Genomic DNA, 15,878 nt, shown 5'->3' with positions numbered 1-15,878 from the left:
TGTTGCCCGGTATCGCACAGAACTCATCTGGAGATCTCAAATGATTGGAATTGTTGGAATTGTTGTCATCTTCGTAATGGTCTTCGGCGGCTATCTCGCGGCAGGTGGCAAGATGACCATCATCATGAAATCTCTTCCCTTCGAAATGATGATGATCGGTGGTGCCGCCGTAGGAGCCTTTCTGATCAGCAATGACATGGGCGGCGTGAAACATACGATCAAAGACATGGCCAAGGTTTTCAAGGGCCCGAAATGGAAGCCCGAAGACTATCGTGACCTTCTGTGCCTTCTGTTTTCGTTGATCCGCATTGCCCGCGCCAACCCTGTTGAGGTCGAGCAGCATATAGAAGACCCCGAAAACTCCAGCTTGTTTTCCGCATACCCCAAGATCCAATCAGACAAGGAGGCCGTCGACCTGATTTGTGACACCATGCGGTCGGCGGCGATGAATTATGACGATCCGCATCAGGTTGAAGAGGTTCTGGAGAAGCGCATGGAGGCGAATTTTCATCACGCCATGCACTCAAGCCATGCGCTTCAAACAGTGGCAGACGGCCTGCCCGCGCTGGGGATCGTTGCTGCGGTTCTGGGCGTGATCAAGACAATGGGATCAATCGATCAGCCGCCCGAAGTGCTGGGGAAGCTGATTGGGGGTGCCCTGGTAGGCACGTTCTTGGGCGTTTTTCTGGCCTATGGTCTGGTCGGCCCCTTCGCAGGCAAACTGAAAGCCGTGGCTGAAGAAGACAACCACTTTTATCAGCTGATAAAAGAAGTACTGGTGGCCAACCTGCACAACCACAATGCCGCCATGTGCATTGAAGTCGGACGCCAGAACACCCCAACCCATAACCGCCCGGACTTTTCCGAGCTGGAAGGCGCATTGAAAGAGCTCAAGCAGGCTGCGGCATGAAGCGCATCGGGTTTCTGATTGCGGTTTTGGTCATGGCTGCATCTGCCGTGACTGCACAGGACGTGGTGGTGCGATCCGGTGAGCATGACGGATTCACACGTCTGGTTTTCGACGTGCCACCGGACACCCGCTGGGTGCTGGCGCAACGGAAGAACGGCGCCAGCCTTACCATTGCCCTGGACGATGTCACATTCAAAACCAGCTCGGTTTTTGGGCGTTTGACCACGAACCGCCTGGCCTCATTGTCGCAGGAAAACCCCGGCAGCGCTTTGGAGCTGGAGTTCGGGTGCGACTGCGTGGCGTCGGCGTTTCTGTACAGAAACTCGATGATCGTACTGGACATCGCGCCAGGGGAATTGTTGCCGCCGCTTCTTGAGAATGTACCGCCACCCTTGATCGGAAAAACGGCCGAAGGCAAACCGCCATCGGTTGAGACAGGGTTGCATCTTCCGCTCCTCACCATGACTGAGCAGGGGATAAAAGACCAGCTGTCCACTCGTCTTCTGCAAGGGACCGATCGCAAGTTGCTGGATTTGAAGCTTGCTCCTGTCGGGCCACGCAATACCGCCCCGTCCGGTACAAGCGTTGTGCCGCCCCGATTGCGTTCGAACGTACGTCTGACCACGGTTCTGGACGATTTGCAGAATGTATTGAACGCAGAACTGCAACCAATTGACCACAGACCGGCCTGCATCTCGACTGCTGAGATGAATTTTGCGTCCTGGTCAGGGGACACGCCTTTTCCGGACCAGGTATCAGCTCTCCGCTCTGGGCTGTACAAAGAGTTTGACAAACTTGACGGCGAAAAGGCCATGAACCTGGCCAAGCTCTACGCCTCTTTCGGTTTCGGAGCCGAAGCGTTGAGTGTCTTTAGGCTGTTGGAGACGCCGCCAGAGGGCTTCGAACCCGTTGCGGCAATTGCGCGGGTTGTAGATAACCGGCCGCCGCTGCCCAGGAATCCATTCAACGACCTGCAACGATGTGACAGCGATGCCGCGCTTTGGGCTGTGTTGTCCGAAGGGGAACTGGCACCTGACGCAAACGTGGAAGCAATCGAAAACGCGTATTCAAGACTGCCAGATCATCTTCGCCGCCAGCTGGGGCCGCGGTTATCAGAATTACTGGTGAGCGCACAACAACTGGAGGCTGCCCGCAGAATCCTTCGTTCGGTTGACCGGATTGAACCGGAAACGATATCCAGTGTCGCTCAGGCCAAAGCCAGCGTTGCCAAGGCGGAAGGGGACAGTGACCGTGAAGAAGAGTTGTTGACCGAGGTTATAACCTCTACCGACGCCGCCACTGAATCTCCGCTGGCTTTGGCGCGCCTGGTGGAAAAACGTTGGTCTGAACGCAAAGCTGTTTCTTCTCAAGAGCTTGATCTGGCGACATCTTATGCGGTCGAGTTCAGGCGATCGGAGCTGGGCCCGATGATGAACCGCACCTATGCGATCGCTCTGAGCCTGAGCCAGGAATTCGACCGTGCATTTGACGTGATCAAAGCGCAGCCACCCGGACCCGATAGTGACGGCGCGATCAATCGGCATCTGCAATTGCTTGCTGAAAGATCGGATGACGCAACCTTTCTACGCCAGACGATGGAGGTAATGCAGCCAGACATGACGGCAGTGCTGACAACCGATACTGCAATTGCATTGGCAAGCCGTCTTGCTGATCTGGGCTTTGCTCAGCAGACATTCGCGCTGGCGAACAAACCGGAAGATCAGTCTCGGCGCTCGGATCGGGCTCGGTTGCGGGCTCGGGCCGCTTTGCTGTCGGGGCGCCCTCATCAAGCCCTGCTGGAGCTGGCTGATGACAATTCCGCAGAGGCGATTGCCTTGCGCGCGCAGGCGATGGTTTCAACAGAAGATTTTGCAGCCGCCGGCGAAATGCTCCGAGATCTCGAACAAAACGAAGCGGCAAACCGGTACTTCTGGCTGGCCGGAGTATCGGATAAAAGGCTGGAACCTGCGGGCGGGAAATACGCGGCATTGAACCAAACGACCCAAGCCTTGTCTGACCTGCCGGAACGGTTGGCGGAAAAACCGCTGGCGGATGCGGAAAACCTGTTGAAGGACAGCCAGTCGGCCCGCCAGCGGATCGACGAGATGTTGAACGCAGTTGGAGTAAAATGACATATATCGCGACTGTTCCGGCCGCACCCGGCAAAGTGAACGCCGGTCCCGGTATACCCTGCGATGCGTTTCAACCGCTGGCAGCGTTGGGAGCCCCGGCGCAGTTGCTTCAAAGCGGGTCCAATCAGAACACCCGATCAGGCGGGGATGCAAACATGGCTCCAACTTCTTTCAAGGATGTTGTGTTCCAGACATGACACAGAAGAACAGGCCGCCGAATTTCAGGCCACGTTCCTTAACCAAAAAGGTCACGACGGCTGACCGCCCGTAAAGCAACCGGTGCCGTGGAATTTGCGGCAGATGCGTGAAAACGAGACGCCACATCCGAAATACGGCGGTAAAAGTTCCGCACCTTCAATGAGTTCCGTGGTCAGAGAAATCGCGGACGTGTCTCCTCATCAGGCCGGGCCAACCGGCTTGGGATGGCAACGTCTTTGGACACAAATTCTGCAAGCCCGCCTTTTCCGGCACGCTGACAGGCATCGGTATTGCCAGTGCAGTATTTCACACCACTGGCTGGCGTTTCCCCTGCTCCCGGCGTCAGACACCGGGAACAGAGACGTCAAAAACAGCGGACCACCGTCCTTGATTCAGTACGGAGCCTCAACATCATTCATCGAGACATAGACGGTTTTCATTTCCGAGAAGTGATTGATCGCCAGTTTCGAGTTCTCGCGCCCGACACCGGACATCTTCGATCCACCAAACGGCGCTTCAACCGGGGCAAGGTTGTAGGTGTTGATATAGCAAGTGCCAGCTTCAAATCCGGCCACGATTCGATGCGCCCGGGTCAGATCATTCGTGAAGACACCTGCGGCCAGACCGAACTCGGTGTCATTGGCGCGGGCCATCACCTCTTCCTCGGTCTCGAAATCCAGCACCGACATGACGGGGCCAAAGATTTCCTCGCGCGCGATGGTCATGTTGTCCGTGACGTCAGCAAAAACCGTGGGTTGCACAAAATAGCCGTCTCTTTCGATCCGTTCACCGCCATAAACCAGTCTTGCGCCTTCGGCTTTGCCCTTTTCGATATAGCCCAGGGCGATGTTCATCTGGTTCTCGCTGACCATCGGGCCAAAGCTGACGTCCTCGTCCATTGGATCGCCGATTTTCGCGTGCGCCAGACGTTCCGAGAGACGTCTCAGGAAGGCCTCTTTGATACTTTTCTGAACAAAGACGCGGGTGCCGTTGGAACAAACCTGACCCGAAGAATAGAAATTGCCCAGGATCGCACCTGAAACAGCGTTTTCGATGTCGGCATCGTCAAAGACGATCATCGGGGATTTGCCTCCAAGTTCCATGGTCACATGCTTCATGCCATCCGCAGCAGCAGCATAGACCTTGCGGCCCGTCGGCACAGAACCTGTCAAAGAGACCTTGGCCACGCGCGGATCAGAGACCAGCGAAGCACCGACATCACCGTATCCCTGGATCACGTTGTAGACACCCTTGGGTGCGCCGGCCTCGACAAGAATTTCGGCCACTTTCAATGCCGAAAGGGGCGTGGTTTCCGAAGGTTTGAATACCATCGTGTTGCCGCAAGCCAGTGCAGGTGCACCTTTCCAGCAGGCGATCTGCGTGGGGTAATTCCAGGCGCCGATCCCGACGCACACGCCCAGCGCCTCGCGGATGGTATAGACGAAATCCCCCCCGCCCAGCGGAATATGCTCGCCAGTCAGAGAGGCTGCCAATCCACCAAAATACTCCAGCGCATCGGCCCCCGAGGTGGCATCGGCCACTGTGGTTTCCTGAATCGGCTTGCCGGTATCATGGGTTTCCAGAACGGACAGGTCGTAGTTGCGTTCGCGCATGATATCAGAGGCGCGGCGCAGGATGCGGCCACGTTCCGTCCCGGACAGGGCCGCCCATGCTGCCTGAGCGTTTTTTGCACTGTTTAGAGCCTGTTCCACGATCGCCGGCGTCGCTGAATGCAACCGTGCAATCACTTCGCCTGTAGCGGGATAGATCACTTCGATGGCCGCGCCGTTTGTATCTTCGACATATTCGCCGTCAATGAAATGGCTGGCCCGGGGCTGAAACTTCATACCGTGTCCTTTTCTTTCGCACCCGTCAGGACGGGACAAATGGTCAGTCAAAAATCGGCCTATCGGTTATTGATTGACCAGTCAATAAAATCATCGAAGGGGCGGCTTTACGCCTGTCGAACCCCGTAAACCTTGAAATTTTTGGTTAATGTTCTATTTATGTTCTACGTAGTCAGAGGACAAACCGATGGCCCAGCAAACACGTCCCACAGCCCTGAACGGGCCGAACAACGACTATCACCTGCTTCCGGTCACCGATCGGCAGATGCGGTATGCGCGTGCGATTGCCGAGAAGTCAGCCCTTGAGATTCCGGTTGAGGCACAGCGTGATCGGCGGCTTTTGTCTGACTGGATTTCCGCACACAAACCACGCGGGACCTCGCAGTTCGACAATTACCCGACGGGAAAACAAGTCGCGTTTGCCGAGCGGATTTCACGCAGCAAGCGCCGCCCGATCCCATCCGAGTGTTTCCGCGACAAGAAAATGATGTCGCGCTGGATCGATCACAACAAATAGTCCCGAATTAGGGTCTATCCGGATTGTGGTTGCGGGCATAAAGCGAAACTGCTGCGGCAACAAACATACCCAGCAGGATATAGCCTGTTACGGCCTCGGACACGGCGAGCCCACGGCACAGACCGGTCGGGGACATGTCGCCATATCCGACTGTGGTAAAGGTGACATAGGAAAAATACAGGATATCCCCCGGACCCTGCGCACCAATGACACAGTGGTCGTTATACCCAAAGGCCCCGTAAACTGCGGCGAACAGGAATGGAACGACCTGTATGAACGAAACACCCATCAGAAACAAAAGCCTGCGGGGCGATTTCACCTGTGTCATGTAATACCAGGATTGTGACACCAACCAGATCAACAACCCGATCGAGGCGACTGTGCCAATCGTATCGCCCGCAGCCGCCTCGCTCAGGCGGGACAGGCCATACCAAGCCAGGAAGCTAGCAAGGACCAGCCCCAGTGCCGCAATCAGCGTCGATTTCCATTCGTCCAATGTCGTGGGTTTGCGGTGCATGAACGCCCCTTCAATCCGGTCTTCGGGCAATCATCCGACCTAAAGGCATCGCCCGCAACCCGAATTCAATCCTGCCGCAGATGCGCCTCACCCCGTTCCCGCGCCAGCAGGATCTGCTTTTGCCGCTCGCGAAAGCGCATTTTGTCAGCATCGGACGTCTCATCGATGCATTGATGGCATGAAACGCCGTGCTCGTATTCCGGGCGCTTCATATCCTCGGGCAGGATAGGACGCCGGCATCCATGACAAAGCTTGTGCGGCCCTTCAACAAGCCCGTGGCCAACCGAAACGCGATTGTCGAAAACAAAGCATTCACCCTGCCAGGAACTGTCTTCGGCGGGGATTTCCGCAAGATATCGCAGGATACCGCCTTTGAGGTGATAGACATCTTCGACCCCCTGCCCCAACAGGTAGTTGGTGGATTTCTCGCAACGGATACCGCCCGTGCAGAACATGGCGACCCGCTTGTTGTGAAAGCGGTCCTTGTTCTGTTCCCACCATGCCGGGAAATCGCGGAAACTGGCCGTTTCAGGGTCTATTGCGCCTTCAAACGTCCCGATTGCCACTTCGTAATCGTTTCGCGTGTCGATCAAAACCACATCGTCAGAGCGGATCAGGTCATTCCACTCCTGCGGGTCGACATAGTTGCCGACGCGAGCGCGCGGGTCCACGTCGGGCTGGCCCATGGTCACGATCTCTTTCTTCAACCGCACCTTCATCTTGCCGAAAGGCGGGTGGTCCGAGGTCGCTTCTTTCCACTCCAGATCAGCGCAACCGGGCAAGGATCGGATATATGACAGCACGGCGTCAATTCCGGTCCGCGGGCCGGCGATCGTGCCATTGATCCCTTCCTGGGCAAGCAGCAGCGTACCTGTGACAGACTGCGCGCGGCACAGGTCCAGCAAGGGGTCGCGCAACGCGGCCGGGTCCGCGAAACGTGTAAAGTGATAGAGGGCAGCGATTGTGTACATATGCGCGATCTACCTTTGCAGACCCAGAGTCGCAAGGGATTGCATTGACGCCCCGCGCGCCGCCGCCTACCGATAGAGCGGTAAAAGGAGGCCGCCATGACCCATGCTCTGCTCGTGATCGATGTCCAGAACGACTTCTGCCCAGGTGGGGCACTGGCCGTGGCAGAAGGGGACGAGATCGTCGCACCGATAAACGCCATGATGGATGAATTCGATGCCGTGATCCTGACTCAGGACTGGCATCCGGCGGGGCATTCTTCGTTTGCCAGTTCCCACGACGGCAAAAACCCGTTCGACCTGGTCGACATGCCCTATGGCCCACAGGTTCTGTGGCCCGACCACTGCGTGCAGGGCACGCGCGGCGCCGGGTTTCATCCCGAATTGCGCACGTATGGCGACCTGATCCTTCGCAAGGGGTTCCGCAGTGCCATCGACAGCTATTCCGCATTCTTCGAGAATGACCACCAGACACCGACAGGCCTTAAAGGCTATTTGGATACACGCGGCATCGACCGTTTGACCCTTGTGGGATTGGCCACCGATTACTGCGTGCGTTATTCTGCGGTAGATGCCGCCAGGTTGGGTTTCGATGTCACGGTCCGCATGGGCGCGTGCCGCGCGATTGATATGGACGGTTCGCTGGCAGCCGCCGAACAGGCGATGCGGGATGCCGGAGTCGTATTGACCTAAGGTGTGGCGCCCGCGGCGGCCAGAAGCTTGATCATCACGAACAGAACAACCGCCAGACCCAGCGCGAACCCAATGCGCCCTGGTATCGTGCGACGTTCCGGGTTGGTTTGGTTTGACGGAGGTGGCGGAACGCGCATCGGTCGGCTGCGTACGATCCCAGCCATGGGTTGCGCGGTTCGCACATAATGCAGGAAATCCCAAAGGTTGAAATCGCCGCAATATTCACCCTGAATTCCACGCGTCCTGATGTTGTCAAACAGCGACCGCAGAATTCGCACCCGATCCGCATGATCCTCGGCCGGAAAAACACCTGGCACGATGCCGCTGTTGCGCGACTCGAGGCTGAATCCGGCATCCATGAAAATCTTGCGGATTTTCGGCGATGTTCCACGCAACGCGTCCGCAGCTCTGATATCGCGGAACACCGCACATACCTGGCGTTCCCTATCAGAGGCAGACCCCAGCTTTTCGGGGTCCAGATCTTCCAGCGCTACGTTAACAATATCAAAATCGTACTCGATACCCATTCACAAACTCAGTTTCGACTTTCCATCCCCTCTTCTCACTAACCGGTAAAAACAATGCACAATATGCCGGTATTGTGACGTCAAACTGGCATTGTCACCAAATCAGTGACTCTTGCTATTTCCAGAGTCGATTGATCTAACTACGGAAATCGCAGGAGTTCCCCATGGTCGACATCGCGACCCGCGTCTACAATCACAAATGGAAGATTGACCCGATTGTACGGTCTTTGATCGATACTGATTTCTACAAACTGCTGATGTGCCAGTCAGTGTTTCGAAACAAGCCTCAAACAGATGTCGTTTTTTCGTTGATCAACCGGTCGAATCACGTACCTCTGGCGCGTTTGATCGATGAAGGCGAGCTGCGGGAACAGCTAGATCACATCCGCTCTCTCAGCCTCAGCCGTGGGGAAAGCACCTGGCTGCGCGGCAACATGTTCTATGGAAAACGGCAGATGTTCCGCTCTGACTTCATGGAGTGGTTCGAGAATTTGCGCCTGCCGCCCTATCACCTTGAACGCAAAGGTGACCAATTTGAACTGACCTTTGAAGGCAAGTGGCACGAGGTCATGTTGTGGGAAATCCCCGCGCTGGCGGTGTTGATGGAGCTGCGCTCGCGCGCGGTGCTGAACGACATGCGCCGGTTCGAATTGCAGGTGCTTTACGCCCGCGCGATGACCCGGGTTTGGGAAAAGATCGAAAAGTTGAGCTCGATAAACGGGCTTGGGATCGCGGATTTCGGCACCAGACGGCGGCATTCCTTCCTGTGGCAGGATTGGTGCGTGCAGGCGATGATCGAAGGGCTGGGCGCATCCTTTACCGGAACTTCAAACTGCCTGATCGCCATGCGACGCGAGGTCGAGGCCATCGGCACCAATGCGCATGAACTGCCCATGGTCTATTCCGCGCTGGCAGATACGGATGAAGCGTTGGCGCAGGCGCCTTATGACGTGCTCAGCGACTGGCATGACGAGCATGACGGCAACCTCCGCATCATCCTGCCCGACACCTATGGCACCAAGGGGTTTCTGGACAATGCTCCTGACTGGTTGGCGGGATGGACCGGCATTCGCATCGACAGCGGAGACCCGGCAGCAGCGGCCGAGGTCGCAATAGACTGGTGGAACGCACGCGGCGAAGACCCGACAGGGAAGCGGATCATCTTCTCTGATGGTCTGGATGTCGAGAAAATTCAGGAATTGCATGCCCAGTTCGCGGGCCGCGCCAATATTTCCTTCGGTTGGGGAACCTTGCTGACCAACGATTTTCGCGGACTCGTCCCCAATGACGCGCTGGCACCGTTCTCATTGGTCTGCAAAGCGGTATCCGCCAATGGCCGCCCGACGGTGAAACTGTCGGACAACCCTGAAAAGGCGATGGGTCCGGAGGACCAGATCGAACGCTACAAGCGGGTGTTTGGAGTCGGAGCGCAAAAGGCGATCGAGGTGATCGTCTGAACCACGGCGGTGCATTCATCATTTATCGGCACCTCACCTGATGCTATTTTGGAAGGCATTCCCATTGAGCATTAAGGTTGAGATACAATGATTTTTGAACCAAGGAACTTCTACGATACCGGGGGATCCCGGGATGAGCTTTCACTTTTTTCCTACGCCGCATACCTGATATCCCGCGCGCAGTTTCTGCAAGCCGAAGGCGATGACAGCGACCTTTTACTGTTGGGCCGCGATTGGGAAGAAACCGACGATGCCGTTCTGTCCAAACAGCTTGTCATGCTCGGATTCCGGCCAATTGACGACCGCCAAATATCCGCCCACGAATATATGCGTTTCTTTGATGGCCCCGGCGATCCAAGGCCCGTTGACCTGCTTACTTCGCCAGAGCCTGAGGGGTATTACCAACGTTTGTTCGAGGCGATCAGAGCAGCAGAAGAACAGCCGAGCGTCGAACATATTGACGCTGCTTTGAAGCTTGGGCTGGCGGCCCCTGATTCAATTGTTGCTCTTGCCGCACTGAGTTCGTGCCTCAAACTGTATTCGCCGGAATCTTTTCCGCCACGTCTTTGGCTTGGTGTGTTTATGGCACGTTGGGCGCAGTTGGAGCCGCTCTCGCAAGATTTGCTTACTGTGCTGTCGTCCGCTCTGATTTCAGACCCGCCGGGTTCGAAGGTTCCACCGGCGCCCGCGCAACAGAAAGCCGGTGCGCCGGGGTTGCTTCTGGTTCATGGCACTCACTTCGAAGTCAATCCCGACCCTACATGGTACTATCCCCATGTCGGAGATCTGCACAATTACATCAGGCCGCATCGCAACGACATCTTTTCAGGGCAGAACTACTATGAATGGGAGGGCCGGTGGTCCGACCGCGGCCGACATATTGCTGCCAAACACCTGAAAAACTGGGTAGATCTTGAGGCTTATCACGGCTGCGATGTGGTTGCCCACAGCCACGGCTGCAATGTCGTCATGAAAGCCGCCGAGATGGGGGCACAATTCAACAAGGTCGTTTTCCTAAGCTGCCCGGTACACTGGCACAAGTACAACCTGAATTCAGGCCGGATCAATGCGCCGTATTCAGTTCGGGTCTGGTTTGACTTGGTGATCCTGGCAGACGGCGGCAGACAAAAGTTCCCCCCCAGCGCCAAGGTTGCCGACGAAGTCGTCGGAGGTTGGTTCAGTGGGCATTCTGCCACGCGGACATCACAGATTTGGGGCAATCACGCATTGGAAGCAAAGCTGATCTGAACTGCCTGGGTAAATGTTACCCGTGAAACGCGGCAACTGTCTTCAACTGTGAAAAGCCGTACAAAGCTTCGAACCCTTTTTCGCGGCCATGGCCGGATTTTCCCACCCCACCAAACGGCAATTCAACGCCGCCGCCTGCACCGTAGTTGTTGATGAAAACCTGACCTGAGTGCAGCGCTTTAGCCAACCGCATCTGTCGCGCACCATCCCGCGTCCAGACGCTGGCGACCAGGCCGTATTCCGTACTATTCGCTATGGTCAGAGCCTGTTCTTCGGTGTCAAACGGGATCAGAACCTGAACCGGGCCGAAAATCTCGTCCTGTGCCAACTGATGATCTGGCGGCACGTCTGCGAACAAAGTGGGCCGGACATAGGCTCCGGTTTCTGGTGCGTCATCGACAATCTGTCCCTGCGCAGCGATTGTCAGGTCCGTGGCGGTTTTCAGAAAGCCGCTGACAATCTGTCTCTGCCGGTCCGAGATCAACGGTCCAACGCGCAGATCCTGCATCGCCGGGCCGACCGTCAGTTCTTCATAGGCCTTGGCCATGCGCGATCTGACCTGCTCATAGACGCCCCGCTGCACCAGGATCCGGGACGAGGCCGAACAGGTCTGGCCCGCATTTTGGATCCCCGCATTCACCAGAAACGGCAGCGCTGCATCCAGATCGGCATCGTCAAAAACCAATTGCGGGGATTTCCCGCCCAGTTCCAGCGTCACGGGCACCACATTGCGTCCCGCCGCCTGCTGCACAAGGGCCCCGGTGGCAACCGAACCGGTGAACGAGATATGGTTGACTCCCCGATGCCCCGACAGCGCCGCACCCGCCTCGGCCCCCAGACCGGGCACGACGTTCAATGCTCCGGCTGGCAGCCCGGCCTGTTGCGCAAGATGGGCAAAGGCCAGCGCGGTCAGGCAGGCCTCTTCCGCAGGTTTCAGAACACAGGCGTTGCCCATGGCCAACGCCGCCCCGACCGAACGCCCGATAATCTGCATCGGATAGTTCCAGGGCACGATATGGCCCGTCACCCCATGCGGTTCGCGCAGGGTGTAGACGGTGTAGCCATCGAGATAGGGAATGGTCTCGCCCATCACCTTGTCGGCCGCGCCGCCATAGAACTCGCAATAGCGCGCCAGGGCGACCGCGTCTGCCCGGGCCTGTGTCAGCGGTTTGCCGACATCCATCGCCTCGAGCTGCGCCAGATCGTCCACCCGGTCCAGCACCAGCTGGCCCAACCGTGTCAGGATGCGGCCGCGTTCCAACGCCGTCTTTCGCCCCCAATCACCATTCAACGCAGAACGGGCGGCTTGTACCGCCGCGTCGATATCCGCCTCGGACCCTCGGGCGATCCGGCAGATCTCGGTCCCGTCCGAAGGGTTGATCAAGGGCAGGCTGTCGCCCGCAGCCGCCTGGCTCCAACGCCCGTCGATCAGGCACAAGGTGGGATCAAACCAAATCTTCTGGGTCATTTTAGGCCTCCATTCAGGCTCTAACAAGGAACTTTATGCAATCAGTGGCCTTATCTCGGGCAACCGGGGCGCAGCGGAAATCAGGGTTTGCGTATAGGGATGTTGCGGGTTTTCGAACACCTGTTTGGTCTGACCCTGTTCGACGATCCGCCCGGACTGCATCACAAGCACACGGTCGGTGATCGTGCGGACAACGCTCAGGTCATGGCTGATGAACAGATAGGTCAGGTCATAGGCGTCGCACAGTTCAGCGAGCAGATCGAGGATCTGTGCACGGACCGAAACGTCAAGCGCCGAAACCGCTTCGTCGAACAGGATCAGATCGGGCCGGATGATCAGGGCGCGTGCAATGGCGATCCTTTGTCGTTGCCCGCCCGAGAATTCGTGGATGTACTTGCCCGCTTCGTCGGGGTTGAGGCCGACGGCCGTCAATATTTCCGAGATCCGATCCTGTCGATCTGATCCGGTGGGCGGGGTGTCCAGCAGGTGGAAAGGCTCGGTGATCAGGCGCGCGACGCGGTGGCGGGGGTTGAAGCTGCCATATGGGTCCTGAAACACAACCTGCATCCTCCGACGCACGGCAAGGTTGGGTTTGTGACCGGAAAATACCGGCTGACCACCCAGCCGGATTTGACCGGACTGAACCTCCTCCAAGCCCAAAATTGCCCGTGTCAGGGTCGATTTTCCGCATCCGGATTCCCCGACCAGCCCCAACCGCTCGCCTCGGTTGAGGCAGAAGCTGACACCATCCACCGCCCGGTGATGGCGCGGCGCGTCCAACAGGCCTTTTCGGGGCAATCGGTAGTCCCGGACAACCTGGGTTACCTCCAGCAACGTTTGCGGGTGCGCGGGTTCCGCCAAAGTGACCTGATGACCAGACGCCTCGAACAGCATTCGGGTATAAGGGTGTTGCATGTGATGCAGCAGGTGCTGTGTGGCCCCGCTTTCAACCACTTCTCCGTGGCGCATGACGATGATCTGGTCAGCCATATCAGAGACAACGGCCAGATCATGGGTGATCATCAGCAGCCCCATGTCGTATTCGCGCACCAACCCCTTGAGCAGGTCGAGAATCTGCGCCTGTGTCGTGACGTCCAGCGCTGTCGTCGGCTCGTCCGCGATCAGCAGCCTGGGGCGCAGAGCGATGGCCATGGCAATGACCACGCGTTGCCGTTGCCCGCCGGACAGTTCGTGCGGATAGCGGGAAAGGGGGAACCGATCAGGCGGCAAGCCGACGCGGGTCAGCACCTCTTTGGCGCATGTTCGGGCCTGGGTCGGGGGCATCGCCTTGTGGATCAGGATCGTCTCCATTACCTGATCACCGATGGTTTTCACCGGATTGAGCGCTGTCATCGGTTCCTGAAACACCATCCCCACGGACGCGCCGCGCAAGGCGCACAAATCGGGCTCTGACCGTGTCAACAGATCCTGACCGTCCAGCCAGATCGCACCTTCCGTGCTGGCCCCATGCGGCAGCAGTTGCATCACCGCCAATGCGGTCATCGATTTGCCCGAGCCGCTTTCACCCGTCACCGCCACGATCTGGCCGGGGTCGATCGACAAGCTGACTTGTTTCAGAATCGGTATCCCGTGGATCGTCAGCGACAGGTTTTCAATCTGCAACAAACTCATGCCCGCGCCACCCTGATCCGGGGATCCAGCCAGTCCCGCATTCCGTCGCCCAACAGGTTCAGACCCAGCACCGTGACGATGATCGACAGACCCGGAATCAGAGCCAAATGCGGGGCAAAACTGACCATCGTCTGTGCGTCTGCCAGCATCCGGCCCCAGCTGGGCGTCGGAGGTTGAGCGCCCAAACCTACATATGACAGGCCCGCTTCGGCCAGAATGCCAAGGCTGAACTGGATGGTCCCCTGCACGATCAGCAGATTGGCCACGTTGGGCAGAATATGTTCAGCCGATATCCGCGCGGCCCCTTTGCCCGACACACGGGCGGCGAGGATGAACTCTCTCTCCCAAAGCGACAAAGCAGCCCCGCGGGTGATACGGGCAAAGACGGGGATGTTGAAAATGCCGATCGCAACAATGGCGTTGATCGCTCCGGCGCCATAGACGGCCGTGATCAGGATGGCGATCACCAGCGAAGGGAAAGCGAAGACCAGATCGTTGCCACGCATGATGACCTCATCCAGCCATGAGCCTTTGCGCGCGGCCGCCGCCAGTCCAAGAGGAACGCCGATTGCCATGCCGATGCCGACGGCCACCAGCGCCACCGCAATTGACGTACGCGCACCGACCATGATCATCGAGAACATGTCGCGGCCGAAATGATCGGTCCCAAACCAATGCTGCCCGTTTGGTGGCTGCAATTTATTGGGAATGTCCAGCGCGGCATGGTCGTAGGGGGTCCAGATGAACGAGACCAACGCGGCCAGAACCACCAGCGACGACAACAAGGCCCCAAGGATCAGGTTCCGGTTCATGTCCTGCTCCTCAGTCGTGGGTCCACGGCCGCATAAGCAAGATCGACAAGGAAATTGACCGTTATCACGGCGAAGACCAGCAGCATCACGACCGATTCCACGACGATGAGGTCTCGGGCAGAAATGGCCTGAAACACCAGCCGCCCGAGGCCCGGCAGATAGAACACCTGTTCGATGATGATCGATCCCGCCAGCAGAAAGGAAAACTGCAAGCCGATGATGGTCAGCACCGGAATCAGCGCATTTCGTACCCCATGCCGCCAAAGGGCCTGACGACGGGACAGGCCCTTGGCCCGAGCCGTGCGCATGAAATCCTCACCCAGAATGTCCAGCAAGGCCGACCGCATGACGCGCGCCAGAATCGCCGCCTGTGGCAAGGCAAGAGCCACGGCAGGCAGGGTCAGGGAATGCAGGCCGACCCACAGACCGTCGTTCCAACCGGCAAACCCGCCCGCATTGAACCAGCGCAGATTGATGGCGAAGATCAGCACAAGCATCATCGCGAACCAGAAGTTCGGGACTGCGATGCCAAGCTGCGTCGCCCCCATCACTGCAAGGTCCCCCGGTTTGCCCCGACGCGCAGCGGCATAGATTCCGGCGGGAAAGGCGATCAACGTGGACAGCGTCAGCGCATAAAGTGCCAGGGGCAACGACACCCACAGCCGGTCAGCGATCATCTGCGACACCGGTGTGCGATAGGTGTATGAGGTGCCGAAATCGCCCACCAGCATGCCGCCAACCCAGTGGAAATAGCGCTGTATCTTTGACCCATCCAGGCCCAGCTCGGCCCGCAGCGCCGCCAGCGTGTCCTCCTGCGCATTGACGCCCAGCATGAACGAGGCCGGATCACCCGGGGCAACCTCGATCACGGCGAAGATGACCACCGAGGCGACGGCCAGGCTGACAAGCAAGGAAATCAGTCGTTTGAGGACGTAGCGGAGCATTGGCACCA

The 15,878-nt window shown here is 57.8% G+C and carries 14 protein-coding genes; 6 read left to right on the top strand and 8 right to left on the bottom strand.

The window, feature by feature from the left end; translation table 11 throughout:
- Nucleotides 1–40 precede the first annotated feature (40 nt).
- Both motA and GS614_RS08945 read left to right on the top strand, forming a co-directional pair.
- Entirely contained in the window at nt 41–910 is an 870-nt protein-coding gene (motA, locus tag GS614_RS08950; protein WP_171726055.1) for a flagellar motor stator protein MotA, read from the top strand.
- Nucleotides 907–3,042 carry a hypothetical protein gene (locus GS614_RS08945; RefSeq protein ID WP_171726054.1) on the top strand — a complete coding sequence of 712 codons (2,136 nt, stop codon included), beginning with the start codon at nt 907–909 and terminating at the stop codon, nt 3,040–3,042. Before motA ends, GS614_RS08945 begins: the two co-directional genes overlap by 4 nt.
- 590 nt (nt 3,043–3,632) lie before the next feature.
- Here GS614_RS08945 and betB read toward each other — a convergent pair.
- Nucleotides 3,633–5,087 carry a betaine-aldehyde dehydrogenase gene (betB, locus tag GS614_RS08940; protein WP_171117098.1) on the bottom strand — a complete coding sequence of 485 codons (1,455 nt, stop codon included), beginning with the start codon at nt 5,085–5,087 and terminating at the stop codon, nt 3,633–3,635.
- Nucleotides 5,088–5,274: 187 nt separating this feature from the next.
- Here betB and GS614_RS08935 point away from each other — a divergent pair, with 187 nt between their 5' ends.
- Nucleotides 5,275–5,604 carry a hypothetical protein gene (locus GS614_RS08935; protein ID WP_171117096.1) on the top strand — a complete coding sequence of 110 codons (330 nt, stop codon included), beginning with the start codon at nt 5,275–5,277 and terminating at the stop codon, nt 5,602–5,604.
- 7 nt (nt 5,605–5,611) lie between these two features.
- On the opposite strand, the gene GS614_RS08930 is transcribed toward GS614_RS08935, so the two are convergent.
- On the bottom strand, nt 5,612–6,121 hold the full coding sequence (locus GS614_RS08930; protein ID WP_152459433.1) for a potassium channel family protein: 510 nt from the start codon (nt 6,119–6,121) through the stop codon (nt 5,612–5,614).
- Between the two features lie 65 nt (nt 6,122–6,186).
- Complete coding sequence (locus tag GS614_RS08925; RefSeq protein ID WP_171726053.1) at nt 6,187–7,092, bottom strand: rhodanese-related sulfurtransferase; 906 nt, start codon at nt 7,090–7,092, stop codon at nt 6,187–6,189.
- Nucleotides 7,093–7,188: 96 nt separating this feature from the next.
- Here GS614_RS08925 and pncA point away from each other — a divergent pair, with 96 nt between their 5' ends.
- Entirely contained in the window at nt 7,189–7,782 is a 594-nt protein-coding gene (gene pncA / locus GS614_RS08920; protein ID WP_171363454.1) for a bifunctional nicotinamidase/pyrazinamidase, read from the top strand.
- On the opposite strand, the gene GS614_RS08915 is transcribed toward pncA, so the two are convergent.
- Nucleotides 7,779–8,309, bottom strand: a complete 531-nt coding sequence (locus tag GS614_RS08915) for a hypothetical protein (RefSeq protein ID WP_171726052.1) — start codon at nt 8,307–8,309, stop codon at nt 7,779–7,781. The two genes, pncA and GS614_RS08915, sit on opposite strands and share 4 nt — an antisense overlap.
- Before the next feature lie 164 nt (nt 8,310–8,473).
- Between GS614_RS08915 and pncB the strand changes: the two genes are divergently transcribed.
- Entirely contained in the window at nt 8,474–9,766 is a 1,293-nt protein-coding gene (gene pncB, locus GS614_RS08910; RefSeq protein ID WP_152459437.1) for a nicotinate phosphoribosyltransferase, read from the top strand.
- Nucleotides 9,767–9,853: 87 nt separating this feature from the next.
- Nucleotides 9,854–11,014, top strand: coding sequence for a hypothetical protein (locus GS614_RS08905; RefSeq protein ID WP_171726051.1), 1,161 nt, complete (start codon nt 9,854–9,856; stop codon nt 11,012–11,014).
- A 16-nt stretch (nt 11,015–11,030) separates the two neighbouring features.
- On the opposite strand, the gene GS614_RS08900 is transcribed toward GS614_RS08905, so the two are convergent.
- The 4 genes from GS614_RS08900 to GS614_RS08885 are packed head-to-tail and all read right to left on the bottom strand — an operon-like array spanning nt 11,031 to nt 15,870.
- Nucleotides 11,031–12,482 (bottom strand): aldehyde dehydrogenase family protein, encoded by a 1,452-nt coding sequence (locus tag GS614_RS08900; protein WP_171726050.1) that lies wholly within the window; start codon nt 12,480–12,482, stop codon nt 11,031–11,033.
- A gap of 33 nt (nt 12,483–12,515) precedes the next feature.
- Nucleotides 12,516–14,114 carry an ABC transporter ATP-binding protein gene (locus tag GS614_RS08895; RefSeq protein ID WP_171726049.1) on the bottom strand — a complete coding sequence of 533 codons (1,599 nt, stop codon included), beginning with the start codon at nt 14,112–14,114 and terminating at the stop codon, nt 12,516–12,518.
- Complete coding sequence (locus GS614_RS08890) at nt 14,111–14,926, bottom strand: ABC transporter permease (protein ID WP_171206687.1); 816 nt, start codon at nt 14,924–14,926, stop codon at nt 14,111–14,113. Before GS614_RS08890 ends, GS614_RS08895 begins: the two co-directional genes overlap by 4 nt.
- Nucleotides 14,923–15,870 carry an ABC transporter permease gene (locus GS614_RS08885; RefSeq protein WP_171117079.1) on the bottom strand — a complete coding sequence of 316 codons (948 nt, stop codon included), beginning with the start codon at nt 15,868–15,870 and terminating at the stop codon, nt 14,923–14,925. The genes GS614_RS08890 and GS614_RS08885 overlap by 4 nt, the downstream gene beginning before the upstream one ends.
- Nucleotides 15,871–15,878 lie beyond the last annotated feature (8 nt).

Origin of the sequence: Ruegeria sp. HKCCD6604 (assembly GCF_013110635.1) — a bacterium.
Lineage (GTDB): Bacteria > Pseudomonadota > Alphaproteobacteria > Rhodobacterales > Rhodobacteraceae > Ruegeria.
Note: the sequence above shows the minus strand (reverse complement) of the source record. Positions and strands in the feature narration are given on the sequence as shown.

Coding starts and splice junctions, on each gene's coding strand:
- GS614_RS08915 (WP_171726052.1), bottom strand. CDS start 8,309: ATGGGTATCGAGTACGATTTTGATATTGTTAACGTAGCGCTGGAAGAT.
- GS614_RS08885 (WP_171117079.1), bottom strand. CDS start 15,870: ATGCTCCGCTACGTCCTCAAACGACTGATTTCCTTGCTTGTCAGCCTG.
- GS614_RS08935 (WP_171117096.1), top strand. CDS start 5,275: ATGGCCCAGCAAACACGTCCCACAGCCCTGAACGGGCCGAACAACGAC.
- pncB (WP_152459437.1), top strand. CDS start 8,474: ATGGTCGACATCGCGACCCGCGTCTACAATCACAAATGGAAGATTGAC.
- pncA (WP_171363454.1), top strand. CDS start 7,189: ATGACCCATGCTCTGCTCGTGATCGATGTCCAGAACGACTTCTGCCCA.
- GS614_RS08930 (WP_152459433.1), bottom strand. CDS start 6,121: ATGCACCGCAAACCCACGACATTGGACGAATGGAAATCGACGCTGATT.
- GS614_RS08905 (WP_171726051.1), top strand. CDS start 9,854: ATGATTTTTGAACCAAGGAACTTCTACGATACCGGGGGATCCCGGGAT.
- GS614_RS08945 (WP_171726054.1), top strand. CDS start 907: ATGAAGCGCATCGGGTTTCTGATTGCGGTTTTGGTCATGGCTGCATCT.
- GS614_RS08900 (WP_171726050.1), bottom strand. CDS start 12,482: ATGACCCAGAAGATTTGGTTTGATCCCACCTTGTGCCTGATCGACGGG.
- GS614_RS08890 (WP_171206687.1), bottom strand. CDS start 14,926: ATGAACCGGAACCTGATCCTTGGGGCCTTGTTGTCGTCGCTGGTGGTT.
- GS614_RS08925 (WP_171726053.1), bottom strand. CDS start 7,092: ATGTACACAATCGCTGCCCTCTATCACTTTACACGTTTCGCGGACCCG.
- motA (WP_171726055.1), top strand. CDS start 41: ATGATTGGAATTGTTGGAATTGTTGTCATCTTCGTAATGGTCTTCGGC.
- GS614_RS08895 (WP_171726049.1), bottom strand. CDS start 14,114: ATGAGTTTGTTGCAGATTGAAAACCTGTCGCTGACGATCCACGGGATA.
- betB (WP_171117098.1), bottom strand. CDS start 5,087: ATGAAGTTTCAGCCCCGGGCCAGCCATTTCATTGACGGCGAATATGTC.